A 23,017-nucleotide genomic window follows, 5' to 3' on the forward strand; every position below is an offset into this window, starting at 1 on the left:
GACGACCGTCACGAGTTGAGGGCGATGAGAAGAGGGCCCGGAATATGAGCGCTCCCCTGGTCGGGGTCTATCCCGGCACCTTCGATCCGATCACCAACGGCCACCGCGACATTATCGGGCGCGCCTGCAAGGTGGCCGACCGTCTGGTCATCGCCGTGGCGCGCAATGCCGGCAAGGGGCCGCTGTTCTCCATCGACGAGCGGGTCGAGATGGTGCGCGACGAGATCGCCGCCATGGACACCCACGGCGCCGAGGTGCAGGTGCGTGCCTTCGACAACCTGCTGATCGATTTCTGCCACGAGGTCGGCGCCAGCCTGCTGATCCGCGGCCTGCGCGCCGTCTCGGACTTCGAGTACGAGTTCCAGATGGCGGCTATGAACGCGCGGCTGGACTCGCGGGTCGAGACGGTCTTCCTCATGGCCTCCGAACGCCAGCAGTTCATCTCCTCGCGCTTCGTCAAGGAGATCGGGCGCCTGGGCGGCGACATCAGCAGCTTCGTCAGCCTGCCGGTGGCCGAGCGCCTGCGCGACCGCTTCGACGTGGAGCAGCGCAGCGGCGGCGACGACCGCCGCCGCCAGACCTTCAAGGACGAGATTTAGAGGAGATTCCGTCTTTGGTGGACCGCCCCTCTTTGGTTGACCGGGCGGGAAGTGCCCACTAAGGTGCGCCCGCCGCGCCCGAACAAGGCGCCAACCCCTCCCTTGGGGGCCCGTAGCTCAGTTGGTAGAGCACCTGACTTTTAATCAGGGCGTCGCAGGTTCGATCCCTGCCGGGCTCACCACCCCCACCGGCCGCCCCGCCGGCCACAGCGACACCATATCCAGTGAATGCCGGTCTCCGCCGGTTCGTCCGTGCTTGGGCCTTAACTGCTCAGGCGTTCGTCGGTGGCGGCCACCGGCAGGTAGATCAGCCGGGTCTCTCCGGCTCTGCCGGGGAAGACTCCGCGAAAGACCTTGATGAAGCTGCGGTCCTCCTGCATCAGGGCCGAGGTGGAGAGAACCGGGTCGCCGGTGGCCAAGGCGGTTCGAAATTCTTCGGTGCGTGCTTGCTTCGACCCGGCGGTAATGCCGTCGCCGAACAGCTTGCCGGTATTGTCCCGGGCAAGCAGCGCGACGATGGCGGTTCCGACAACGCGGTGGCGAAAAACGTCCGGTTCGATCTCCTCCAGGATCTGCACCCAGGGCAGAAGCTTCAGATTGTCCGCGGGATCGAAGCTCGACCGATCCAGGTATCCGTCGGGGCCGCGCTTCGAGAGGAAATAGTCATAGAAGACGCGCACAGGATGCTGCGGCGGAAGCTCCCTTGCATCAATCAGACGATGCTGTTTCTCGAACAAGTTCGATTCGCCGCAAGGTGGCATCAGAAGCTTCCGAATATAAATACAATAGAGAAACGTCTAAAGCGCGCCCCCGTTGAGCATAAGCACTTCCGGAGCAGACTGGCAATGATGCCAGTTCAACGGCGTTGTATTGAGTACTGTTGCTCGATCAGCACTTGTACCTGCGCCACAGTGCGGGGGTTCTCGCGGGGTCGCAGGGCGTCTCAGGGCTTCAGCATCAGGATCCATTCGCTGCCGGGGCTGTCCCAGCCGTCCTTGACCATGTGCCGGCGGGCGGCCTCGCGGTAGCCGCAGCGCTCGTAGAGGGCCTTGGCGCCGGTGTTGTTGTCGGCGACGATCAGGCTCATGCCCCTGGGTCCGCGATAGCGCTCCGCAAAGCCGAGCAGCCGGGTGCCGATGCCGCGCCCGCGCATCTCTCGCAGTGTCGAGAGAACGTAGACGTAACCGGTTCCGGGCGCCTCATTCTCCAGTTCCTGCAGGGGCACGAAGAGCGGCGGGAGGTCGGGGTCAAGAGGGGGCGAAGGATCGGGCAGGGCGCGCGTGATGAGGCAGCCTGCGGGCCGACCCTCGGCTTCGGCGATCCAGCTGTGCCGATAGGAGATGCCGGAGTCTTCGCTCAGGATCCTGGCGCGCCCGACTTCCCAAGACGATTCCCCGGGCCCGGCCATCTGGGCCCAGATGCGCTCGGGAATGTCTTCGCCGGCGCGGTTGATCAAAGGCAACAGGAACTCGGCGTCTTCCGGCTTTCCCGGGCGAATGGTGAAGTCATCGAGCGGCATGGCGGCCTGAGCCCTCTGCGCGGTGCGCTATGAGAGGACATATGATACAGCCGCAGGGCTTCGGGTGGGAGGCTTCAGGCGTCGGCGCTGCGAGCGCGTCCTACTGCTCCGGCGTGTCGCGGTCCATGAGCATGAGGTTGGCGGCCAGGGACACGCCGCCGAAGGTGATGAAGAGGCCGAAGAACAGCAGGAAGACGACCAGCCAGGGCGCTTCGCTGTTGAAGGCCAGGCTGCGCAGCCCGGCCAGGTCGCTGGCCAGGATCGCCAGGCCGAAAAGGGCGCCGGCGCCCAGCCCCATGGTGAGGTGGCGCACCACGAAGCGCAGGGCGATCTTGTCGTTGGGGCTCAGCACGGCCGTCTATCCTCGGCGGATTGGGGCTCCTGCCTTCAAGAATTGGTGCGCTGCTCGGCCCCGGCAAGGGAAATGTTCCCGGGCAGATTGTCGCAGCTGCGGGCGGCCTGCAGGCGCTTTGTCAGCCACCGCAGCGCCTGAAGCGGCAGCGGCAGCGCGGACAGCGCCATGACGATCCACATGGGCCGGATCTGGTAGCTGAAGTCCAGGTTGGACAGCAACACCCGCTCGGCCGGCACGCCGCTTGCGGCCGCGTACCAGGCGAACTCGATTGTCGCCGCGCCCAGGCCCGCGAGCAGCGCCACGGCGAGGACACCGAGCGGCGTGGCGGGGACGGCGCGCAGCCGGTGCAACATCAGCGCGAAGAAGACTCCGCTGAGCAGGACCGCCTGGGAGACGTCGGTCTTGGATTGCATGAAGAAATGCAGCAGCCCGAGCGCGGTCAGCACATAGATGGCGCGGTGCAGCCGCTTCCAGTTCTTGCGCAGCCTGCGCATGGCCGCATCGAAAGAGGTTGCAGCCAGCACCGTCAGGCCGGTGAGGGCGACGAAGCCGATCAGCAGGTAGACGCGGCTGGCGATTTCGCTGGCGACCTTGGCCAGGTTGCCGTCCTGGTCCAGGATGTAGAGGGCGAAGTGGCCGGCGATGTAGCCGAAGGCGGTGACGCCGAGCAGGCGGCGGATGCTGATCAGCCGCGACCACGACAGCAGCGACTTCAGCGGCGTCACCGCGAGCGAGGCGAGCACGAAATAGAGCGTCCAGGTGCCGGTCAGAAGGGTTGCCGCCTTCAGGGGCTCGGCCCCCAGGGCGCCGGTCAGGAAAGCGTAGGCGATCCATAGAGCGGGCAGCACCGCCACGGTGAAGGCAAGCCCATGGAGCGGCGAGAAGCGGCCCGCGCGGTCGTTCCACGGTACGAAGTCAGCGAGTCGCATGGCTGTCCTCTTCGGTTCCTTGATCTCTCAGAGGGAACCTCACCTGGTGAATATCTCTTGCCGGCATTCTCCCCCGGGCAAGGATCATATGGCCCCATTCCTTAAATTCGGTAGCACTGCTCACGCAGTTGTGCAGCGATGTCATCGGCGCCGGGTCGTGCGACAGAATTCCCAGGAAAACCGGCTGAAGCGGCAGCCCCGGCAACGTGACAAAGCGCACAGACCGAGGGGGCGACGAGGCGCAGGATTCCCTCTGATTCCGGACGTATTCGGGGGAATTTTGGCAGGCAGTTTAGTAACCGAACGTTAAAGGAAGGGGTGCAGGCTATAGCCCGTGCGAGAGCATGAATGAGGTTGAGCGATGACCAGTCAAAATACCTTCGATGCGGCGCGTTGGATTCTCGATGCCTTTCAGGCGGGTATCTTCGCGCGGGTTAACGCGAACGGCGACCTGGCGCTGGATGTTGTCAACGCCTGCCCCAAGGCGACTGAAGAACTGCTGAGCCGCCTGAGCGGCAACTCCGAGGCGGTCATCCTGCAGATGCCCAAGCCCGACAGCGACGTCCTCTACCTGAACTAGGCTCGCGCCGCACCGGGCCGGCAGGCCGCTCCACTTCCGACAGAAAGGCCGGGGCCGCGACATTCCGGACGAGGGCGGGCCCAGGCCACCGCCCGGCCGAGGCGCTTCAGCTGACGCCGTTGATCTGGACGTCGTTGTCGAGGATCAGCTGGCGCAGCATCTCCAGGCCCTTTTCCAGCTCCTCATATTCCTGGCGCGCCAGGGCCAGTTCCTCCACCGCGGTCTTGCGGCTGCACTGGGTGCGCGGCATCTCCATCAGCGCGGCGAGGTAGCGGCCCTTGGCGTGCGCGGCGCGGCGCACCAGGGCGCGGATCTCGCTCTGCTTCAGCTGCACCAGCACGGACATGATCTCGCGCTTGGAGTGTTCCTGGATCGTGTCCTCGATCTGCTCGACGAAGGCGCCGGCGGACAACGGCTCGGGATCGGGCTCCGGCACCGCGAGGGCGTCCTCCAGCATGCGCAGCCGCTCCTTCGGCTTGCCGCTGGTTCGGTGGAACCACTGCAGGCTGCCGCCCCTATCGTGGCTGTCGTGTGCGATCAGGTCTGCCAGGGTCATTCGTGCTCTCCCGGTTGCCGCCCCAGGGGAAGCCGGGGCCACCAGGAGAAATGCAAGCGCCGGGCCAGATTGACGGGCCCGGCCGGGAGCGGATTTCCGCCGATTTTTCCGGGGTCTCTAGGTTTTTAGTCGCTTTGGCGGGGTGGGCGGGCAGGGCCGACCCGGCAAGGCCGGGTCGGGGGGGCGGGTCTGCCGGGGGCGCGGAGCCCCCGCGAACCCACGGGAGGGCGGTGGTGAGGGCCTATTCGGCGGCCATCTGGCGGTTGACGCCCGCCGGCAGGTCGTCGTTGGCAGCTGTCGGCAGCCAGGGCCCGCCGTCCGGCATCTCCGCCAGCTTGCGCACCCGCGTCCGCACGCGGCGCAGGCCGACGCGGTTCTGGCTGCGCCGGCGCCAGCGCCGGCCCAGGCGCCAGGTTACCACGCTGCCGATGATCACCGCCCACATGAGGGGATACCACCAGGGCAGGAGCGCAATGAGGTCGTGCATGACCTGGTAGTAGGGGTCGGATTCTGCGTTGGGACCGTAGATCCACTGCAATACCGCCAACATCTCGCCGCCTTCTCCTTTTGGGCGCCTTCAGGAGCGCCGCTTTGGTTAAAGAACCATGAAGGAAATTATCGGCATTTTAGAGAAAAAGTCAAGAAAGCATTTATAAAACGTTAACCATATTCTTCAGTATTCGAGTAAATATCGAGATAAATGCTATATAAGTATTCGAAATGATGGAAGCGGCGGCGGCATGTCCGCTTGGGGAGGCTACTCTTCTGGGAAGCCGCAGGCCCAGCGATTGTAGCGCTCCTTGGCTGGAACGCCCGGTTTGGCGGGCTCGATGTGGCTGAGGCCGACGACAATGCGGTCCCCGGAGCCTTCGATGGCGGCGGTGGTGTCCATGTAATTGAGCCGTCCGCGGAAGTATTGGCGGGGGTTCTCGGGCAGGATGGTGAAGGAGGGCATCTCGGAGATCAGGCCGCTGGCCCTATCGAGGAGGAACAGCTCCACCGGTCGGCCGACTTCCCACACCGGGGCGCCGATGGTGACCAGCAGCATCTCCTGGCTCTTATAGCCGCCGGTCTGGCCGTCCAGCAGGTAGCCCCAGCCGCGCCAGCACTCGGTCGCCGGCGCCTTTTCCTGTGCGCTGCCGAGGGGCGCTGCGAGCGTGGCGGCCAGGGCGCCGGCGAGGACGCAGGCAAGGACAGGGGCGAGGCCCGGGCCCAGGTCAAGGCGGGGCGTCGCGAAGCCACGGGGAACCAGGTGCTTCCATCGGATCATCGGGTCAGTTGCCGGTTCCGCTGCTGGCCCCGGTGCTGGCGCAGTCGATGCAGGTGGGCAGGGTGGGATCGAGTTCCAGCCGACGCAGGGGAATCTGCTCGCCGCAGGTCACGCAGTAGCCGTAGTCGCCTTCTTCGATGCGTTTGAGGCTCGCCTCGATCCGCTGCAGCTCCAGCTGACGGCGACGCTCGGCCTCCAGGGACATGGCTTGGTTCTGCAGAGCGTCCATGCGAGACAGCCTGCCGACCCTCGTTTGGTCCAATTCGACCGGCTTCCGGCTGTCGGCGCTGCTCTTTGCCAAATCCAGGAGTTCGCTGCGGCGGGCGATCAGGCGATCGCGAAAGACGGAAACATCGAACTGGACTGGTTCATCCATAAGCCATGATGACCGGGCCTCATTCGCAGGACAAGCGTCTTTCGACCTTTCCGGTCAGGGTCGGCGAAGGGCGGTGGCCTCGACGCAGCGACGACGCGGCGCGGCACGAAAAGCCGGCGGCACGGCCGGGTGGAGCCGTCGTAGAACGTGAGGTTGGGGCGGGAGAGGTAAGGGAGCCTGCAGGATGTTCGATAACCCCGGCCGTCTTCGGGGGTTGGTAGACATGAAGTCGTACAGGGAGGCAGGGTCACGAATTCCTGCAGGCTCGCCCTATATTTAAGACTAAATTCTGAATGAGGGGAAGAGGGGTGATCTTTTTGTGTCAAGCCGCAGGTTTTCGGGCCTAGTGGCTTGGCATCAAAGGAGAAGCCCGATTCGCGGCCGTGCTAATTCAGCGGTCCGCGATGATGCTCGTCATCGTGGCCACGACGATTTGAGTAGAAGACCAGGAACATCAGGCCGCCGCCCAGCGCCAGGGACAGGACCGACCCAAGGGTCATCGCGAGCAGGCCGTGCAGGCTGATGTCGACGTCGCTCAGACTCCACCAGAGGTAGATGCCGGCCAGCAGCGTGACCAGCAGGAAAACGGCGAGAAGGGCGATAATGACGGCGGTCTTCATCTGGTAGTGCTCGGCATCCTGGGGGCGGCTGCGGGGGCGGTCCGGGCAGAGGACGACCCCTCCCGGCGGGGCGATGGTGGCGTCTCGGCGGGACCCGCGTCCAGCCCTTTTTCAGGGCCTCAAGAAAGGCGGTTTAGGGGCCGAATTTTCCATTGCCCTTTTGAGCGAGAACGTTATAACTCCCGCTCCGAGCCGGTGGCCATGCCAGCGGACACCTGCGGCTGTGGCGGAATCGGTAGACGCGCAGCGTTGAGGGCGCTGTGGGGGAAACCCCGTGGAGGTTCAAGTCCTCTCAGCCGCACCATTCGCCCGGGCTCTGGAAACAAGAAGGTGGGTTCCCACCTGATACACAGCGATGCGGCTGTGGCGGAATTGGTAGACGCGCTAGCTTCAGGTGCTAGTTCTCGCAAGGGAGTGGAGGTTCGAGTCCTCTCAGCCGCACCAACCCCTCTCCGGGCCTTCCGGGAGGGCGGGCCCCAGGCCCCGAAAGACGTCTATTGATCTTCTCCAGACAGATTGACGCCCCCGGTTAAAGCGTCCAGCCTTGCAGGATCGTAGCAGGGCGGGGTGTTGGATGTTCGAAGGCTTCGAGAGCCGGCGGCTCGCCGTGAGCGAGACCGAGATCAATCTGCGCGTCGGCGGCGCGGGGCCGGCCTTGCTGCTGTTGCACGGCTATCCGCAGACCCACGTTATGTGGCACAAGATCGCGCCCGCCCTGGCCGAACGCTTCACGGTGGTCTGCGCCGACCTGCGCGGCTACGGCGACAGCGGCAAGCCGGAGAGCGGCCCGCCGGGCTCCGAAGCGGGCCACGCCGCCTATTCCAAGCGGGCCATGGCCCGCGACCAGGCCGAGGTGATGACCGCGCTGGGCTTTGAGCGCTTCAGCGTCGTCGGCCACGACCGCGGCGCCAGAGTCACGCATCGCCTGCTGCTCGACCACGGCGCGCGCGTCGACAAGGCGGCGGTACTGGACATCGCGCCGACGCTCGACATGTACGAGCGCACCGACCGCTTCTTCGCCCAGGCCTACTATCACTGGTTCTTCCTGATCCAGCCCTTCGACCTGCCGGAGCGCATGATCGGCGGCGACCCGGACTACTACCTGGAACGCAAGATCGGCGCCTGGTCGAAGGTCGGCGGCTGCTTCACCGAGGAAGCGCTGGCCGAATACAAGCGCTGCTTTCGGGATCCGGCGACGATCCACGCGACCTGCGAGGACTACCGCGCGGCGGCCGGCATCGACCTGGAGCACGATCGCGCCGACCGCAGCGAGAAGATCGTCCCGCCGCTGCTGGCGCTCTGGGGACAACTGGGCGTCATAGAGCTCTGCTATGATGTGCTGGACCTGTGGTCGCAGCGGGCTGACGAGGTCTCGGGCCGGGCCCTGCCGTGCGGGCACTTCCTCGCCGAGGAGGCGCCGGCGGAGACCTTGGAGGCGCTTTTAGGGTTTCTTTAGGCCCTGCAGGTGGACTCTGCGGGGACTCAGGGAGGGGTGAGACAGCCCCTGGTACTTTCGAGGCTGGCCCCCATATCATAGCCCGTGCAGAAGGTGGTCAGGGAATACCTCAGGGTTTGTTTGTAAACCATTGATCCCTGCCGCATCTGTCAGGGTAGGGCGGACAGGAAAGCGGGCGGCAACGGCCGCGCCGCGCCGTTGTTTGAGGAAGGAGCCACACCAGGTGGCCGAGTCGGAGAAGATCAAGAACGGTGCGACCGCGAGGTTGCGCAACTATTTCCTGGCGGGTGTGCTGGTCACGGCCCCGATCAGCATTACCTTCTGGCTGACCTGGCGCGTGATCACCTTCGTCGACGACCGCATCACGCCGATCATCCCGCCGCAGTGGAACCCGGAATACTACCTGCCCTTCGGCGTGCCGGGGCTGGGCCTTATCGTCGCGCTGATCGCGCTGACCCTCATCGGTTTCCTGGCCGCCGGCTACCTCGGGCGCATGACCATGCACATCGGCGAGAGGATCGTCAGCCGGGTGCCCATCGTGCGCTCGGTGTACAGCTGGACCAAGCAGGTCTTCGAGACGGTGCTGTCCAAGTCGTCCGTCGCCTTCCGCGAGGTCGTGCTGATCGAGTATCCGCGGCCCGGCTGCTGGGCGGTCGGCTTCATCACCGGCAAGACCGTGGGCGAGGTGCAGCGTCTCACCGCGGCGACGGTCTACAACGTCTTCGTGCCGGCGACCCCCAACCCGACGACCGGCTTTCTGCTATTCGTGCCCAAGGCCGACGTCCACCACCTGGACCTGACGGTGGAGGAGGGCATCAAGCTGGTGATCTCCGGCGGTATCGTGGTGCCGGACCATGACGGCCTGGAAGGCGCAGAGGGCGCTGAGGCCGCCAAGGCAAAGGTTGAGGCCCAGGCCGCCGCCCAGTTCGCCGCCCAGGGCGACGAGGTGTCGGAGGCGGAACCGGAACCGAGGAAGCCGCGCCGCCGCCGGCGCCGCGAGGCGGAGGCCGAGCCGCACCGCCCCGGTTTCATCCTGCGCCTGCGCAACTACTTCTTCGCCGGCATCCTCGTGACGGCGCCCATCGCCATCACCGCGTGGCTGGCCTGGGAGTTCGTCACCTTCGTCGACAGCAAGGTCACGCCCTACATTCCCTATCAGTGGAACCCCGAGACCTATCTGCCGTTCTCCATCCCGGGGCTCGGCGTGGTGATTGTCGTTCTGGGCCTCATCATGATCGGGTTTCTTACCGCCGGCTTTGTCGGGCGCAGCCTCATTGCCGCCGGCGAGCGGCTGCTGGCTCGCATGCCGGTGATCCGCAGCCTCTACAGCGCGGTGAAACAGATCCTCGAGACGGTCTTCAAGGAGCAGTCGAAAGCCTTCCGCGATGTCATCCTGCTGGAATACCCGCGTAAGAACTGCTGGGCCGTGGGCTTCATCACCGGGCCGGCGGAGAGCGGTATCCAAGAGCTGACGCCCGACGACACCGTGAACGTCTTCCTGCCGACGACCCCGAACCCGACCTCTGGCTTCCTGCTGTTCCTGCCGCGCAAGGAGACGCAGATCCTCTCCATGACGGTGGAGGAGGGCCTGAAGATGGTGGTCTCCGGGGGCATCGTCACGCCGCCCGACCCGAAGTCGCCGGCCGGCGAAGCGGCGCTCCAGGAAGGGGCCGTGCCGCCGCTGGCGAAGAGTGGCTGAGAGGGTCGGCCTCGAACCTATCCTGCAAAGTTAGAGCAGCTTGTCCGCGTCCGCCCGGACGCGGGTTGCTCTAGGCCGCCGGCTGCTTGACCCTGAGATCTTCCAGGCGGGCGCAGTTGGCCGCACCGAGCACGGCGTCGATCCGCTCGCCGTCGGAGGACAGCGGGAACAGCGTGCCGCGCAGTCTTACTTCCTCGTCGCGTTCCTCGAACACCTCGGAAACCTTCACCGGGATGCGTTGCTGCAGCACGTGATCGACGTAGCGCACCGAACGAGCGATCATCGAGCCCGGCGGGCAGTCGCGCACGTGGCGCTCGGCATCCTTGGACCAGCTCTCCGGCAGCCGCGCGTTCTCCAGCAGGCGCGGGCCGATGAACAGGAAGGCGGCGTCCTCGGGCGGCTGACTCGGGCTCATGACGAAGCAGTCGCACCAGTCGTCGCCCAGTTCCACGGGATCGATGTCCGCGGTGGAGGGGAAGGCGCGGTCGCGGCGCAGGTAGTTCCAGTATTCCTCGACCCGTTCGATGAGGCGTCGTTCGCTGCTGACGAAACCAGTCATGACTCAAAGCTGCTCTCTGTGGCACGGAGAGCCCCAGTCTTTTGCAGAGCTGCCTAAGAAGACCTTAACCGCGCCTTCGAATTCCCCGGTGCGCGGGTGGAAATCCCGGGGTTTCCCCATTCAGGGTTGAACACCGTCGAGCCTGTTTCCGCGCTGCCGCCGTCAGCCGGAGCGAAGGTACTTCACCGCCGCGTCGCGCTCGAAGAGGTAGAGCAGCACGCGCAGGGCCTTGCCGCGGTCGCCCGCCAGTTCAGGGTCCTTGTCCAGGATCAGACGGGCGTCGTCGCGTGCGGTGGCCAGCAGGTCGCCGTGTACCGCCAGGTCGGCCAGGCGGAACTCCGGCAGGCCGCTCTGGCGCGTGCCGAGCAGTTCGCCGGCGCCGCGCAGACGCAGGTCCTCCTCGGCGATGCGGAAGCCGTCGTCGGTCTCGCGCAGGATCTTCAGGCGCGCCCGCGCGGTCTCGCCCAGCGGTCCCTGCCACAGCAGCAGGCAGCTCGACTTGCCGCTGCCGCGCCCGACCCGGCCGCGCAGCTGGTGAAGCTGGGCGAGGCCGAAGCGCTCGGCGTGCTCGATCACCATGACCGTGGCGTTGGGCACGTCGACGCCGACCTCGACCACCGTGGTGGCGACCAGCACGCCGGTCTCCCCGGCGGCGAAGCGGGCCATGACGGCGTCCTTCTCCGGGCCCTTCATGCGCCCGTGTACCAGGCCCACCTGCTCGCCGAAGCGCTGCTGCAGGGCGCGGTAGCGGTCTTCGGCGGCGGCCAGGTCGCTGTTCTCCGACTCTTCCACCAGAGGGCAGATCCAGTAGACCTGGGCGCCGCGCGTCAGCGCGCGGTCGACCGCGTCGATGACCTCGGGCAGGCGGTCGAGGGAGAGCGTCGCCGTGTCGATGGGCTGGCGCCCCGGCGGCCGCTCGGTCAGGCGCGAGGACTCCATGTCGCCGTAGGCCGTCAGCATCAGGGTGCGCGGGATCGGCGTGGCGGTCGTCACCAGCACGTCCACCGCCTTGCCCTTGCCGGTCAGGGTCAGGCGCTGGTGCACGCCGAAGCGGTGCTGTTCGTCGATCACCACCATGGCCAGGTCCTTGAAGGCGACGTCCTCCTGGAACAGGGCGTGGGTGCCGACGACGATGGCGGTCTCGCCCGCGGCCAGCTTCTCCAGGATCGCCTGACGGGCCTTGCCCTTGTCGCGACCGGTCAGCAGCGTAAGGCCGACCCCGGCGGCCTGGGCCAGGGGCTCGATGGTCTGGAAGTGCTGGCGCGCCAGGATCTCCGTCGGTGCCATGAGCGCGGCCTGGCCGCCGGCTTCCACCGCCGTCAGCATGGCCAGCAGGGCGACCACCGTCTTGCCGCTGCCGACATCGCCCTGCAGCAGGCGCAGCATGCGGTGCTCGGCCGCCATGTCGGCGCTGATCTCCGCCAGGGCCAGGCGCTGTGAGCCGGTGAGCTGGAAGGGCAGGGAGGCGATCACCTTGTCGCAGAGGTGGCCGTCGCCCTTCAGCACCCGGCCGCGCTGCTTCAGCTGGCGGTCGCGCACCAGCGCGATGGCCAGCTGGTTGGACAGCAACTCGTCGTAGGCGAGGCGCCGGCGCCCCAGCGCCAGGGGCGAGAGGTCGGCCTCGTCGCGCGGGTTGTGGGCGCGGCGCAGGGCCTCGTGCCAGTCGGGCCAGCCCTCGCGGTCCTTGAGTCCGCGGTCGAGCCACTCGGGCAGCTCCGGCAGGCGCTCCAGGGCCGCGTGCACCGCCTTGCTCACCACCTTGAGGCTCAAGCCCGCGGTCAGCGGGTAGACCGGCTCCACCGCCTTCAGGCGCTCGGCCTCCTCCGGCGGGGCGATGTGGTCCGGGTGGGTCATCTGCAGGCGGTCGTTGAAGACCTCCACCTTGCCGCTGACGACCCGGGTCTGGCCGGGCGGCAGCATCTTCATCAGGTAGTCCCGGTGGGCGTGGAAGAAGACCAGCTCCAGGCTGCCGCTCGAATCGTGGCACACGACGCGGTAGGGCAGGCGTTTGCTGGGCGGGGCGCGGTGCTCGTCGACCTCCACCGTCAGGGTGGCGATGCGCCCGGGGATCACCTCGGCCAGGGGCGGGCCGTAGCGCCGGTCGATAACGCCGCTGGGCAGGTGCCAGCAGAGGTCGAGGACGGCCGGGCCGCCGGTCAGGCTCTCGAACAGCTTGGCAAAGCGCGGCCCGACCCCGGAGAGGCTGGTGGCGGGCGCAAAAAGCGGAAAGAGTATCTCGGGACGCAAGGGAACCGGCCGGGAAGAGCCTGACAAACGGGGTTGAGCGCTTTATATCCTAAGGCGATATGAAAGACTCCGAAACCACCGAGAACCGCCGCAAGCGCCTGCGCTTTCGCAGCTGGCACCGCGGGACCAAGGAAATGGACCTGCTGATGGGCAGCTTCGCCGACGCCCACCTGGGCGATTTCGGCAAGGATCAGCTCGACCGCTACGAGGCGCTGCTGGACGTGCCGGAACCGGTCGTCTATGACTGGATTCTCGGCCGCACGACCCCACCGGCCGATTACGATCATGATGTGACCAAGCTGCTGCTGGCCTTCGAGTTTCACGCGCCCGGCCGCTGACGTCCCTTTGCTTTAGAACTGCCGAGAATTGATGACGGAATCCGTGATCGCCGACTCCCCTTTAGAGGCGGAGTCTGCCTCGCGCCCGACCCTGGCCTCCGCGCCGCCGGGGGTCGACGCCCTGATCCTGGCCGGCCTGCTGGCCGATTCTCCCTCCCGCCGCTGGCTGCACGTGGCCCTGGACGACACCCAGGCCCAGCGCATGGCCGACTGCCTGGCCTTCTTCGCGCCGGAGGTGGAGACCCTGATCTTCCCGGCCTGGGACTGCCTGCCCTATGACCGGGTGAGCCCGCATCGCGACATCGTCGCCCGGCGCCTGGACGTGCTGACCCGGCTGATGGAGCCGGTGGGCACGCGCCCTCAGGCCGTCATCACCACCGTGAACGCCCTGCTGCAGCGGGTGCCGCCGCCCGAGGCCCTGGCGGGGCGAGTCGTGCTGCTGGAGGCCGGGGCGACGATCCCGGCCGACCGCCTGCACGGCTTTTTCGCCGAAAACGGCTACTACCGGGTCGAAACCGTTGGGGAGCCGGGCGAGTTCGCGGTGCGCGGCGGCATTGTCGACGTTTTCCCCCCGGGCCAGGAGCAGCCACTGCGCCTGGACTTCTTCGGCGACGACCTGGAGAGCCTGCGCCTCTTCGACCCCTTGACCCAGCGCACCACCGGCAAAGTGGACCGCCTGAGCCTGAAGCCGGTCAGCGAGGTGATCCTCGATCCCGGCGCGGTCGAGCGTTTCCGTACCCGCTACCGCGAGCTCTTCGGCGCTACCCGCGACGATCCGCTCTACGAGGCGGTGAGCGCGGCGCGCGCCCATCCGGGCATGGAGCACTGGCTGCCGCTCTATCACGAAGGCCTGGTCACTCTTTTCGACTACCTGCCCGAGGCGGGCGCCACCCTGGACTATCAGGCGGTGGAAGCGCGCGAGACCCGGCGGGAGACCATCCTGGACTTCTATGACGCCCGCAAGCAGCTGGAAGGTAGCGGCGAGAGCGGCGGTTGGGTCTACAAGGCCCTGGAGCCCAAGGCGCTCTATCTCGATCCCGCCGAATGGGACGCCGGGTTGGCCGGGCGGCCGGGCGGGCAGTTCACCCCCTTCGCGGCACCGGAGAGCGCGGCGGTGCGTGACGCCGGCGGCCGCCCCGGCCTGGACTATGCCGAGCAGCGCGCGGCAGCCCAGTCAGGCGGCACCCAGGGCCAGATCTACGACGCGGTCGGCGCGGACATCGAAAAGGAACTGGCCGAGGGGCGCCGGGTGGTGCTGACGGCTTTCAGCCCCGGCGCGCTGGACCGTCTGGCCCATCTGCTGCAGGAACACGCGGGGATTGCGGGCGCGGGGCTGGACGGCTGGTCCGCCCTGGAGAGCCTGCCCGCGGACAAGGTCGGGCTGGCCGCCCTGGCCGTCGAGAAGGGCTTCCGCTTCGGCGAGACCCTGTTCCTCACCGAGCAGGACATCCTGGGCGAGCGCATCGCCCGCGCCGCCCAGCGCAAGCGCCGGGCGGAGAATTTTCTCACCGAGATCTCCGACCTGCAGGAGCAGGACCTGGTGGTCCACGTCGACCACGGCGTCGGCCGCTACGAGGGCCTGCAGACCCTGGACGTCAGCGGCGCCCCCCATGACTTCCTGAAGGTTATCTACGCCGGCGACGACAAGCTCTTCGTGCCGGTGGAGAACATCGAGGTGCTGTCGCGCTTCGGCTCCGAGAGCGAGGGCGTGGAACTGGACCGCCTGGGCGGCGTCGGCTGGCAGTCGCGCAAGGCGCGCATCAAGGAGCGCATCAAGGAGATGGCGGAGGCGCTTATCAAGGTGGCCGCCGCCCGCGCCCTCAAGACCGCCGAACCGATGGAGAAGCCGGAAGGCCTCTACGACGAATTCTGCGCGCGCTTTCCCTTCCCGGAGACCGACGACCAGCTGCGCGCCATCGAGGACTCCCTGAGCGACCTGGCGGCCGGCAAGCCGATGGACCGGCTGGTCTGCGGCGACGTCGGCTTCGGCAAGACCGAGGTGGCGCTGCGCGCCGCCTTCCTGGCGGTGATGACCGGCAAGCAGGTGGCGGTGGTGGTGCCGACCACGCTGCTGGCGCGCCAGCACTTCCGCACCTTCAAGGAGCGTTTCGCCGGCCTGCCGGTGCAGGTGGCGCAACTGTCGCGCCTGGTCGGGGCCAAGGAAGCGGCCCAGGCCAAGGAGGACCTCGCCAAGGGCCGCGTTGAGATCGTTATCGGCACCCACGCGCTGCTCAGCAAGTCCATCGCCTTCAAGGACCTGGGCCTGCTGATCGTCGATGAGGAGCAGCACTTCGGCGTGAAGCAGAAGGAGCGCCTGAAGGCCCTGCGCGAGGACGTCCACGTGCTGACCCTGACGGCGACGCCGATCCCGCGCACCATGCAGATGGCCATGTCCGGGGTGAAGGAGATGAGCATCATCGCCACCCCGCCGGTCGACCGCCTGGCGGTGCGCACCTTCGTGCTGCCCTACGACCCGGTGATCGTCCGCGAGGCGATCCTGCGCGAGCACTACCGCGGCGGGCAGACCTTCTACGTCTGCCCGCGGGTCAAGGACCTGGCCGAGGTGCAGGAGCGCCTCGCCAAGCTGGTGCCGGAGGCGAAGGTGGCGGTGGCCCACGGCCAGATGCCGCCGACGCAGCTGGAAGAGGTCATGACCGACTTCTACGACCGCAAGTTCGACATCCTGCTGTCCACCAACATCGTCGAATCAGGCCTCGACATCCCGACGGCCAACACCATGATCCTGCACCGGGCCGACATGTTCGGCCTGGCTCAGCTCTATCAGCTGCGCGGGCGCATCGGTCGATCCAAGGAGCGCGGCTACGCCTATCTGACCCTGCCGCCGGGGCGTATCCTTTCGGCGGCGGCGGAAAAGCGCCTGCACGTCATGCAGACCCTGGACAGCCTGGGCGCCGGCTTCCAGCTGGCCAGCTACGACCTGGACATCCGCGGCGCCGGCAACCTGCTGGGCGAGGAGCAGTCCGGCCATATCCGCGAGGTCGGCATCGAGCTTTACCAGCAGATGCTGGAGGAGGCCGTGGCCACCGCGCGGGCCGGCGGCAAGGCGGCGGAGGCCGCGGCCGAGACCTTCACCCCGCAGATCAACATCGGCATGCCGGTGCTGATCCCGGAGAGCTACGTCGCCGACCTGCATCTGCGACTCGGCCTTTACCGGCGCCTGTCCTCCCTGGTCGACCGGGCGGAGATCGACGCCTTCGCGGCGGAGCTGGTCGACCGCTTCGGCCCGCTGCCGGCGGAGGTGGATAACCTGCTGCAGATCATGACCATCAAGCGGCTGTGCCGCGAGGCGGGGGTGGAGCGGCTGGACGCCGGGCCCAAGGGCGCGACCGTCACCTTCCACAACAACAGCTTCGCCAATCCCGCCGGGCTCATCGCCTTCATCCAGAAGCAGGCCGGGGAGGTGAAGCTCCGGCCGGACCACACCCTGGTCTACCGCCGCGCCTGGGACAGCGAGGATGCCCGGGTGCGCGGCGTGCGTCTCATGCTGGACGAGCTGGTGAAGCTCGCCGCCTGAGACCTATTGTACTGGTACAAATCAGTTTTTCTTGTTGCGATCGGCTATGGACCAAGTCAATGGACTGGTTACAATGGTCGGTCTCGCACGCGAGTGCCGCAAAGAATTCCACAAAGTTCTCAAGGCCTCCTGAGGAGGCGACATACAGGGAGACTTAACGTGAGGAAGCTATTTGTCTGTGTCGTAGCGGCCCTGATGGCCGTTGCCGCAGCCCCGACGCAAGCCAAGACGCCGCGCGACGCGCTGGTCATGGCCTTCCAGATCGATGACATCATCACTCTGGATCCCGCCGAGATCTTCGAGTTCTCCGGTGCCGAGTTCGCCGGCAACACCTACGACCGCCTGATCGGTTACGACTACCAGGACGTGTCGAACATCTACGGTGTGGCCGCCGAATCGTGGACCATCTCCGACGACGGCAAGACCTTCACCTTCAAGATGCGTCCCGGCATCGTCTTCCCCTCCGGCAACCCGATGACCGCCGAGGACGCCGCCTTCTCGCTGCAGCGCGCGATCGTTCTCGACAAGTCGCCGGCCTTCATCCTCACCCAGTTCGGCTTCACCGCGGACAACGTGAAGGACAAGATCAAGGCGGTCGACGACATGACCTTGGTGATCGAGACCGACAAGGCCTATGCGCCGACCTTTGTCCTCTATTGCCTGACCGCGACCATCTCCTCGATCGTCGACAAGAAGCTGGTCATGGAGCACGAGCAGGACGGCGACCTGGGCTACAACTGGCTGAAGACCAACTACGCCGGTGTCGGTCCCTTCAAGCTGCGCCAGTGGAAGCCCAACGAGTCGCTGACCCTCGACCGCAACGACGACTACTGGGGCGGCGCCCCGGCCATGAAGCGGGTCATCATCCGCCACATCGTCGAGCCGGCCACCCAGCAGCTTCTGCTGGAAAAGGGTGACATCGACATCGCCCGTAACCTCGGCCCCGACCAGTTGTCCACCGTGCGCAACAACCCCGACACCTACATCCAGGAAGGCGTCAAGGGCGCGATCTACTACCTCGGCCTGAGCCAGAAGAACGAAGCGCTCTCCAAGCCGAAGGTGCGCGAGGCCCTGAAGTACCTCATCGACTACAAGGGCATGGAAGGCACCGTGGTGAAGGATCTGATGACGATTCACCAGGCGTTCCTGCCGAAGGGTTTCCTCGGCGCCCTGGAAGCGACGCCTTATACGCTGGACATCAATAAGGCCAAGGAACTGCTGGCCGAGGCCGGTTACCCCAACGGCTTCAAGGTCACCATGGATACCCGCAACACCTCCCCGATCATGGAGATGGCGCAGGCGATCCAGGCGACTTTCGCTCAGGGCGGCGTCGATCTGGAGATCATCCCCGGTGACGGCGGCCAGACCCTGACGAAGTACCGCGCGCGCAATCACGACATCTACATCGGCCGCTGGGGCCCGGACTACCAGGACCCGCACACCAACGCCGACACCTTCGCGCGCAACCCGGACAACTCCGACGATGCCAAGTCCAAGCCGCTGGCCTGGCGCAATGCCTGGGACATCCCCGAGATGACCAAGTTGGCCGACGCGGCCGTCCTGGAGCGAGACCCGGCCAAGCGTGCGGAGATGTACCTGGACATCCAGAAGGCCCACCAGGCGACTTCGCCCTTCGTAATCATGTTCCAGCAGATCGAAGTGGCGGGCGTGCGCGCCGACACCAAGGGTTTCATCATCGGCCCATCCTTTGATGACAACCGCTATAAAGATGTCACCAAGGAATAGGTCTGCAGTAAAAAGGACCTGACCTTACGTGACCAACCAGACGGACAGACTGTCCAGGGCAGGGGCGGGCTTTAAGGGCCTGTCCCTGCCTTCTCCTTTGCGTACCGTCGTTAATCTGATTACGACGGTCCTGCTGACCTTCCTCGGCCTGCTGCTCGTCACCTTTATCATCGGGCGGGTGGTGCCGATCGACCCCGTGCTGGCCATTGTCGGCGACCGCGCGCCGGAGAACGTGGTCGAGCGGGTGCGCGAGGAACTCGGCCTCAATCTGCCGCTCTATCAGCAGTTTTTCATCTATGTGTGGAACGTGCTGCAAGGCGACCTCGGCAACTCGGTGCTGACCGCCAATCCGGTGCTGGAAGACATCAAGCGGGTCTTCCCGGCGACCTTGGAACTGGCCACCGTGGCGACCTTCTTCGGCGTGATCCTGGGCGTGCCCATGGGGGTGCTGGCCGGCGTCTACCAGGGCCGCTGGCCCGACCAGGTGATCCGCGTGGTCGGCCTGCTCGGCTATTCCATCCCGGTATTCTGGCTCGGCCTCATGGGGTTGCTCATATTCTACGCCCGCTGGCCCTGGGGGGAACTGGTGCCCGGACCGGGAAGGCTCGACGTCTTCTTTGACGGCCTTGTCGATCCGGTGACCGGCGTGCTGCTGATCGACTCGGCCATGGCCGGGGAGTGGGAAATCTTCTGGAACGCCGCGTGGCACCTGGTCCTGCCGGCATCCATCCTGGGCTATTTCAGCCTCGCCTATATCAGCCGCATGACCCGTTCCTTCATGCTGGAGCAGTTGAGCCAGGAGTACATCACCACGGCGCGGGTCAAGGGCGTGCCGGAGTGGCGCGTCATCTGGGTGCACGCCCTGGGCAACGTCCGGGTGCCTTTGGTGACGGTGATCGCGCTCAGCTACGCCAACCTGCTCGAGGGCTCGGTGCTGACCGAGATCGTGTTCTCCTGGCCGGGTCTCGGCTACTACCTGACCCAATCGCTCTTGAACGCCGACATGAACGCCGTGCTGGGCGCCACCATGGTGGTCGGCGCCGTCTTCATCGGGATCAATCTCTTGTCCGATCTGCTGTACAAGCTGCTCGATCCGAGGGCGCGATGAGCGGCGAGAGCGAAAGCCTGCAAGCCCTGGGCTGGCGCGCCTGGCTGCTCAGCTCCTCGCCGCGCTCGCGCAACCAGGCCCGGCTCGGCCGCTTCTACATCGCCTGGCTGTCCTTCCGGTCGAACCACCTGGCCATGCTGGGCCTGGGCATCGTGCTGGCGCTGATTTTCATGGCGGTCTTCGCGCCCCTGATCGCCCCCTACGACCCCAACGCCCAGGTCCTGGCCGACCGCTTGCAGTACTTCTCGGCCGAGCATTGGTTCGGCACCGACGATTTTGGCCGCGACATCTTCTCGCGCATCGTCTACGGCAGCCGCCTGACACTCTACATCGTCATCCTGGTGGCGATCATCGCCGCCCCCATCGGCCTGGCGGTCGGTACCACGGCGGGCTATCTCGGCGGCTGGGTCGACAAGGTGCTGATGCGCATCACCGACATCTTCCTGGCCTTCCCCAAGCTGGTGCTGGCCCTGGCCCTGGTCTCGGCGCTGGGTCCCGGCATCGAGAACGCCATCATCGCCATCGCCATCACCTCCTGGCCGCCCTATGCGCGCATCGCCCGGGCGGAGACCATCACCATCCGCAACTCCGACTTCATCTCGGCGGTGCGCCTGCAGGGCGCCGGGCGGCTGCGCATCATCTGGTCGCATATCGTGCCACTCTGCACTTCCTCTCTGATCGTGCGGGTGACACTCGACATGGCCGGCATCATCCTGACCGCCGCCGGCCTCGGCTTCCTGGGTCTCGGCGCCCAGCCGCCGCTGCCGGAGTGGGGTGCCATGATTTCCGCCGGGCGGAAGGTGCTGCTCGACCAGTGGTGGGTCGCCACCGTGCCCGGCATCGCCATTTTCATCGTCAGCCTGGGCTTCAACCTGCTGGGCGACGGCCTGCGCGACGTGCTGGACCCGAAGAGCGGGGGCCAGTCATGAGGAACGGGGCATGACGGACAAGCCGTTGCTCACCATCGAAGACCTGAAGGTCAGCTTCCCGACCCGCAAGGGCCTGGTCGAGGCGGTGCGCGGCATCAGCCTGTCGCTGGGGCGGGAGAAGCTTGGCATCGTCGGCGAGTCCGGCTCCGGCAAGTCGCTGACCGGGCGATCGATCCTGCGCCTGGTGCCCAAGCCCGGCGTGGTCACCGCCGGCCGGCTGGAGTTCGACGGCGTCGACCTGCAGCGCGCCAGCGAGGCGCAGATGCGCGAGATCCGCGGCCAGCGCATCTCCATGGTGATGCAGGATCCCAAGTTCTCGCTGAACCCGGTGATGCGCGTCGGCGAGCAGATCGCCGAGGCCTACCGCACCCATCAGAAGGTGCCGCAGGCCGAGGCCAGGCGGCGGGCGCTGGACATGCTGGCGGCGGTGCGCATCCGTGATCCCGAGCGCGTCTACCGCGCCTATCCGCACGAGGTCTCAGGCGGCATGGGCCAGCGCATCATGATCGCCATGATGCTGATCCCCGACCCGGACCTGCTGATCGCCGACGAGCCCACCTCCGCCCTGGACGTCACGGTGCAGCTGCAGGTGCTGGCGATCCTGGACGACCTGGTGACCCAGCGCGGCATGGGCCTGGTCTTCATCAGTCACGACCTGAACCTGGTGGCCTCCTTCTGCGACCGGGTGGTGATCATGTACGCGGGCCGCGTGATGGAAGTCTGCGACGCCAAGAACCTGGCCGCCGCCCAGCACCCCTACACGCGGGGCCTGCTGAACTGCCTGCCGTCGATCGACGGCGACGGGCGCGACCTGCCGGTGCTGAAGCGCGATCCCGCCTGGATGGAGCACGGGCTGTGAACGGTGCGGCCCAGGCCTCCAGCATGATCGATGTCCGCGGCCTCGACGTGGTCTTCGGCAAGGGCGCCGACGAGGTGCGGGCGGTGCGCGACGTCAGCTTCCGGGTGCCGGAGGGCGCCACCTTCGGCCTGGTCGGCGAGTCCGGCTCCGGCAAGTCCACGGTGCTGCGGGCGCTGAGTGGCCTCAACCACGATTGGACCGGGCAGGTCGTGATCGCGGGCCAGGCGCAGACGCCCAAGCGCGACAAGGCTTTCTACAAGCTGGTGCAGATGGTCTTCCAGGATCCCTACGGCTCCCTGCACCCGCGCCACACCGTCGACCGCATCCTTATGGAGCCGCTGTCGATCCACGGCTTCGGCGACGCGGAGCGGCGCATCGAGCAGGTTCTGGGCGAAGTGGGACTAGGGCCGTCCTTCCGCTTCCGCTACCCGCACCAGCTCTCCGGCGGCCAGCGCCAGCGCGTCGCCGTGGCCCGGGCGCTGATCCTGGAACCCAGGATCCTGCTGCTCGACGAGCCGACCTCGGCCCTCGACGTCTCGGTGCAGGCAGAGGTGCTGAACCTGCTGCAGCGCCTGAAGCAGGAGCGGGGACTGACCTACATCCTGGTCAGCCACGACCTCTCCGTGGTCGCCCATATGTGCGACGAGCTGGCGGTGATGAACAACGGCGCCGTGGTCGAGGAGCTCTCCGTCGAGCGGCTGAAGAGCCACGCGCCGGAGCACCCCTACACCCGTCAGCTCATGGTGGCGAGCCTCGGCTACGACCGCGCGGCCATCGACCGCTTCGAGGATTTCGGGGTGGAGGGGTAGGGGGAACCATACCCCTCACCCAGCTTCGCCTAGGCTCGCGTCCCTCGCCAAGGCTGCGCAACCCTCTCCCGCAAGGGGAGAGGGTTTTGTAGTTTGGCCCTCTCCCCTCGTGGGAGAGGGAGGGGCCCGCGCAGCGGGAGGGTGAGGGGGCTGTCGTCCGCGCTTACTCCGCCGGCGCCTCGGCCGCTTCTTGCTGGGCCAGGTCCAGCATCTGGGCCAGGATCTTGGGCGGCTGGGCGCCGGCCAGGGCGTGGCGGCCGTTGAAGATGAAGCAGGGCACGCCGTCGATGCCCAGGCCTCGGGCCTGGCGGTCCTCGTCCTGCAGTTCGGCCTTCATCGCGTCGCTCTCCAGGAAGGCCCGGGCCTCCATCGGGTCCAGGCCGACGCTCTCGGCCGCGGCGACCAGCACGTCCAGGTCGCCGATGTCCTCGCCACGGAAGAAGTAGGCCTGGAACAGGGTCTCCACCAGCTCGGTCTCCTTGTCCTGGCCCGCGGCCCAGCGGATCAGGCGGTGGGAGGCGATGGTGTTGGGGGTGCGCTTGATGGCCTCGAAGGCGAAGTCGACGCCGTCCTCGGCCCCGGCCTCGCGGATGCGATCGTAGACCAGGCCCGCGTTCTCGGTGCCGCCGAACTTCATGGAGAGGTAGGCCTGGCGGTCCATGCCTTCTTCCGGCATCTGGGGGTTGAGCTGGAAGGTGCGCCAGTGGATGGCCACCTCCAGGCCCGGGCGCTCGGCCAGGGCCTTTTCCAGGCGCCGCTTGCCGATCAGGCACCAGGGGCAGATGGTGTCGGAGAAGATGTCGATCTGAATCATGACGGCTTTGCCTCTTTTCCCGGCGCTTGCAGGCTTGACCTGCCGGGTCTTCGCCCCAACCATACCGCAGCCAAGGCCACCAGACAAAAGGGGGTCACGAAAGCTTGAAATCCG

The 23,017-nt window shown here is 66.6% G+C and carries 23 protein-coding genes and 3 tRNA genes; 14 read left to right on the forward strand and 12 right to left on the reverse strand.

Features of this window, described 5'->3' with window-relative positions; genetic code table 11:
* The first annotated feature begins 44 nt into the window (after positions 1-44).
* Both coaD and H7X47_RS13610 read left to right on the forward strand, forming a co-directional pair.
* Positions 45-599: a pantetheine-phosphate adenylyltransferase gene (coaD, locus tag H7X47_RS13605; RefSeq protein ID WP_193369224.1), complete on the forward strand. Its 555-nt coding sequence runs from the start codon at positions 45-47 to the stop codon at positions 597-599.
* 106 nt (positions 600-705) lie between these two features.
* A tRNA-Lys gene (locus H7X47_RS13610) sits at positions 706-781 on the forward strand.
* 81 nt (positions 782-862) lie between these two features.
* Here the strand turns inward: H7X47_RS13610 and H7X47_RS13615 are convergent.
* The 4 genes from H7X47_RS13615 to msrQ all read right to left on the reverse strand — a co-directional run bounded on the left by H7X47_RS13615 (position 863) and on the right by msrQ (position 3,402).
* Entirely contained in the window at positions 863-1,336 is a 474-nt protein-coding gene (locus H7X47_RS13615; protein WP_193369225.1) for a PAS domain-containing protein, read from the reverse strand.
* Between the two features lie 206 nt (positions 1,337-1,542).
* Positions 1,543-2,118 (reverse strand): GNAT family N-acetyltransferase, encoded by a 576-nt coding sequence (locus H7X47_RS13620; RefSeq protein ID WP_193369226.1) that lies wholly within the window; start codon positions 2,116-2,118, stop codon positions 1,543-1,545.
* 100 nt (positions 2,119-2,218) lie between these two features.
* Entirely contained in the window at positions 2,219-2,470 is a 252-nt protein-coding gene (locus tag H7X47_RS13625) for a hypothetical protein (protein WP_227010457.1), read from the reverse strand.
* 35 nt (positions 2,471-2,505) lie between these two features.
* A complete protein-coding gene (gene msrQ / locus H7X47_RS13630) occupies positions 2,506-3,402 on the reverse strand; it encodes a protein-methionine-sulfoxide reductase heme-binding subunit MsrQ (RefSeq protein ID WP_193369227.1) in 897 nt (298 codons plus the stop codon).
* A gap of 361 nt (positions 3,403-3,763) precedes the next feature.
* Between msrQ and H7X47_RS13635 the strand changes: the two genes are divergently transcribed.
* Positions 3,764-3,982, forward strand: coding sequence for a hypothetical protein (locus H7X47_RS13635; RefSeq protein ID WP_193369228.1), 219 nt, complete (start codon positions 3,764-3,766; stop codon positions 3,980-3,982).
* A gap of 106 nt (positions 3,983-4,088) precedes the next feature.
* On the opposite strand, the gene H7X47_RS13640 is transcribed toward H7X47_RS13635, so the two are convergent.
* The 5 genes from H7X47_RS13640 to H7X47_RS13660 form a co-directional block, all read right to left on the reverse strand.
* Positions 4,089-4,538, reverse strand: coding sequence for a hypothetical protein (locus H7X47_RS13640; RefSeq protein ID WP_193369229.1), 450 nt, complete (start codon positions 4,536-4,538; stop codon positions 4,089-4,091).
* A gap of 241 nt (positions 4,539-4,779) precedes the next feature.
* On the reverse strand, positions 4,780-5,088 hold the full coding sequence (locus H7X47_RS13645) for a hypothetical protein (protein ID WP_193369230.1): 309 nt from the start codon (positions 5,086-5,088) through the stop codon (positions 4,780-4,782).
* A 207-nt stretch (positions 5,089-5,295) separates the two neighbouring features.
* Entirely contained in the window at positions 5,296-5,808 is a 513-nt protein-coding gene (locus tag H7X47_RS13650; RefSeq protein ID WP_193369231.1) for a hypothetical protein, read from the reverse strand.
* Between the two features lie 4 nt (positions 5,809-5,812).
* On the reverse strand, positions 5,813-6,037 hold the full coding sequence (locus tag H7X47_RS26330) for a TraR/DksA family transcriptional regulator (RefSeq protein ID WP_319633606.1): 225 nt from the start codon (positions 6,035-6,037) through the stop codon (positions 5,813-5,815).
* 533 nt (positions 6,038-6,570) lie between these two features.
* A complete protein-coding gene (locus tag H7X47_RS13660; RefSeq protein WP_193369233.1) occupies positions 6,571-6,804 on the reverse strand; it encodes a hypothetical protein in 234 nt (77 codons plus the stop codon).
* A 217-nt stretch (positions 6,805-7,021) separates the two neighbouring features.
* Between H7X47_RS13660 and H7X47_RS13665 the strand changes: the two genes are divergently transcribed.
* From H7X47_RS13665 to H7X47_RS25840, 4 genes are all read left to right on the forward strand, one after another.
* Positions 7,022-7,108 (forward strand) — tRNA-Leu (locus H7X47_RS13665).
* 53 nt (positions 7,109-7,161) lie between these two features.
* Positions 7,162-7,248, forward strand: a tRNA-Leu gene (locus tag H7X47_RS13670).
* Positions 7,249-7,378: 130 nt separating this feature from the next.
* Complete coding sequence (locus H7X47_RS13675; protein WP_193369234.1) at positions 7,379-8,260, forward strand: alpha/beta fold hydrolase; 882 nt, start codon at positions 7,379-7,381, stop codon at positions 8,258-8,260.
* A 223-nt stretch (positions 8,261-8,483) separates the two neighbouring features.
* Positions 8,484-9,959, forward strand: a complete 1,476-nt coding sequence (locus tag H7X47_RS25840; protein ID WP_319633607.1) for a DUF502 domain-containing protein — start codon at positions 8,484-8,486, stop codon at positions 9,957-9,959.
* A gap of 70 nt (positions 9,960-10,029) precedes the next feature.
* Here H7X47_RS25840 and H7X47_RS13690 read toward each other — a convergent pair whose 3' ends face one another.
* The gene (locus H7X47_RS13690) at positions 10,030-10,518 is read right to left on the reverse strand and encodes a PAS domain-containing protein (protein ID WP_193369235.1); all 489 of its coding nucleotides are present in this window, start codon (positions 10,516-10,518) and stop codon (positions 10,030-10,032) included.
* Between the two features lie 162 nt (positions 10,519-10,680).
* On the reverse strand, positions 10,681-12,765 hold the full coding sequence (gene recG / locus H7X47_RS13695; RefSeq protein ID WP_193369236.1) for an ATP-dependent DNA helicase RecG: 2,085 nt from the start codon (positions 12,763-12,765) through the stop codon (positions 10,681-10,683).
* Between the two features lie 59 nt (positions 12,766-12,824).
* Between recG and H7X47_RS13700 the strand changes: the two genes are divergently transcribed.
* The 7 genes from H7X47_RS13700 to H7X47_RS13730 all read left to right on the forward strand — a co-directional run bounded on the left by H7X47_RS13700 (position 12,825) and on the right by H7X47_RS13730 (position 22,089).
* On the forward strand, positions 12,825-13,103 hold the full coding sequence (locus H7X47_RS13700) for an FAD assembly factor SdhE (RefSeq protein ID WP_193369237.1): 279 nt from the start codon (positions 12,825-12,827) through the stop codon (positions 13,101-13,103).
* Between the two features lie 31 nt (positions 13,104-13,134).
* On the forward strand, positions 13,135-16,638 hold the full coding sequence (gene mfd / locus H7X47_RS13705) for a transcription-repair coupling factor (protein ID WP_193369238.1): 3,504 nt from the start codon (positions 13,135-13,137) through the stop codon (positions 16,636-16,638).
* A 195-nt stretch (positions 16,639-16,833) separates the two neighbouring features.
* A complete protein-coding gene (locus H7X47_RS13710; protein ID WP_193369370.1) occupies positions 16,834-18,384 on the forward strand; it encodes an ABC transporter substrate-binding protein in 1,551 nt (516 codons plus the stop codon).
* Between the two features lie 97 nt (positions 18,385-18,481).
* Positions 18,482-19,492 (forward strand): ABC transporter permease, encoded by a 1,011-nt coding sequence (locus H7X47_RS13715; protein WP_227010458.1) that lies wholly within the window; start codon positions 18,482-18,484, stop codon positions 19,490-19,492.
* Positions 19,489-20,421 carry a nickel transporter permease gene (gene nikC, locus H7X47_RS13720; protein ID WP_193369239.1) on the forward strand — a complete coding sequence of 311 codons (933 nt, stop codon included), beginning with the start codon at positions 19,489-19,491 and terminating at the stop codon, positions 20,419-20,421. Before H7X47_RS13715 ends, nikC begins: the two co-directional genes overlap by 4 nt.
* Before the next feature lie 10 nt (positions 20,422-20,431).
* Complete coding sequence (locus H7X47_RS13725) at positions 20,432-21,280, forward strand: ABC transporter ATP-binding protein (protein WP_193369240.1); 849 nt, start codon at positions 20,432-20,434, stop codon at positions 21,278-21,280.
* A 23-nt stretch (positions 21,281-21,303) separates the two neighbouring features.
* The gene (locus H7X47_RS13730; RefSeq protein WP_193369372.1) at positions 21,304-22,089 is read left to right on the forward strand and encodes an ABC transporter ATP-binding protein; all 786 of its coding nucleotides are present in this window, start codon (positions 21,304-21,306) and stop codon (positions 22,087-22,089) included.
* A 163-nt stretch (positions 22,090-22,252) separates the two neighbouring features.
* Here H7X47_RS13730 and H7X47_RS13735 read toward each other — a convergent pair whose 3' ends face one another.
* Positions 22,253-22,903: a DsbA family oxidoreductase gene (locus H7X47_RS13735; protein ID WP_227010459.1), complete on the reverse strand. Its 651-nt coding sequence runs from the start codon at positions 22,901-22,903 to the stop codon at positions 22,253-22,255.
* Positions 22,904-23,017 lie beyond the last annotated feature (114 nt).

It is taken from the genome of Pelagibius marinus (assembly GCF_014925385.1).
GTDB classification, from domain to species: Bacteria; Pseudomonadota; Alphaproteobacteria; order Kiloniellales; family Kiloniellaceae; genus Pelagibius; species Pelagibius marinus.

Coding starts and splice junctions, on each gene's coding strand:
- coaD (WP_193369224.1), top strand. CDS start 45: ATGAGCGCTCCCCTGGTCGGGGTCTATCCCGGCACCTTCGATCCGATC.
- msrQ (WP_193369227.1), bottom strand. CDS start 3,402: ATGCGACTCGCTGACTTCGTACCGTGGAACGACCGCGCGGGCCGCTTC.
- H7X47_RS13620 (WP_193369226.1), bottom strand. CDS start 2,118: ATGCCGCTCGATGACTTCACCATTCGCCCGGGAAAGCCGGAAGACGCC.
- H7X47_RS13730 (WP_193369372.1), top strand. CDS start 21,304: ATGATCGATGTCCGCGGCCTCGACGTGGTCTTCGGCAAGGGCGCCGAC.
- nikC (WP_193369239.1), top strand. CDS start 19,489: ATGAGCGGCGAGAGCGAAAGCCTGCAAGCCCTGGGCTGGCGCGCCTGG.
- mfd (WP_193369238.1), top strand. CDS start 13,135: ATGACGGAATCCGTGATCGCCGACTCCCCTTTAGAGGCGGAGTCTGCC.
- H7X47_RS13690 (WP_193369235.1), bottom strand. CDS start 10,518: ATGACTGGTTTCGTCAGCAGCGAACGACGCCTCATCGAACGGGTCGAG.
- H7X47_RS13710 (WP_193369370.1), top strand. CDS start 16,834: ATGGCCGTTGCCGCAGCCCCGACGCAAGCCAAGACGCCGCGCGACGCG.
- H7X47_RS13700 (WP_193369237.1), top strand. CDS start 12,825: ATGAAAGACTCCGAAACCACCGAGAACCGCCGCAAGCGCCTGCGCTTT.
- H7X47_RS13725 (WP_193369240.1), top strand. CDS start 20,432: ATGACGGACAAGCCGTTGCTCACCATCGAAGACCTGAAGGTCAGCTTC.
- H7X47_RS13645 (WP_193369230.1), bottom strand. CDS start 5,088: ATGTTGGCGGTATTGCAGTGGATCTACGGTCCCAACGCAGAATCCGAC.
- H7X47_RS13735 (WP_227010459.1), bottom strand. CDS start 22,903: ATGATTCAGATCGACATCTTCTCCGACACCATCTGCCCCTGGTGCCTG.
- H7X47_RS13660 (WP_193369233.1), bottom strand. CDS start 6,804: ATGAAGACCGCCGTCATTATCGCCCTTCTCGCCGTTTTCCTGCTGGTC.
- H7X47_RS26330 (WP_319633606.1), bottom strand. CDS start 6,037: ATGGACGCTCTGCAGAACCAAGCCATGTCCCTGGAGGCCGAGCGTCGC.
- H7X47_RS13675 (WP_193369234.1), top strand. CDS start 7,379: ATGTTCGAAGGCTTCGAGAGCCGGCGGCTCGCCGTGAGCGAGACCGAG.
- H7X47_RS13635 (WP_193369228.1), top strand. CDS start 3,764: ATGACCAGTCAAAATACCTTCGATGCGGCGCGTTGGATTCTCGATGCC.
- H7X47_RS13650 (WP_193369231.1), bottom strand. CDS start 5,808: ATGATCCGATGGAAGCACCTGGTTCCCCGTGGCTTCGCGACGCCCCGC.
- H7X47_RS13640 (WP_193369229.1), bottom strand. CDS start 4,538: ATGACCCTGGCAGACCTGATCGCACACGACAGCCACGATAGGGGCGGC.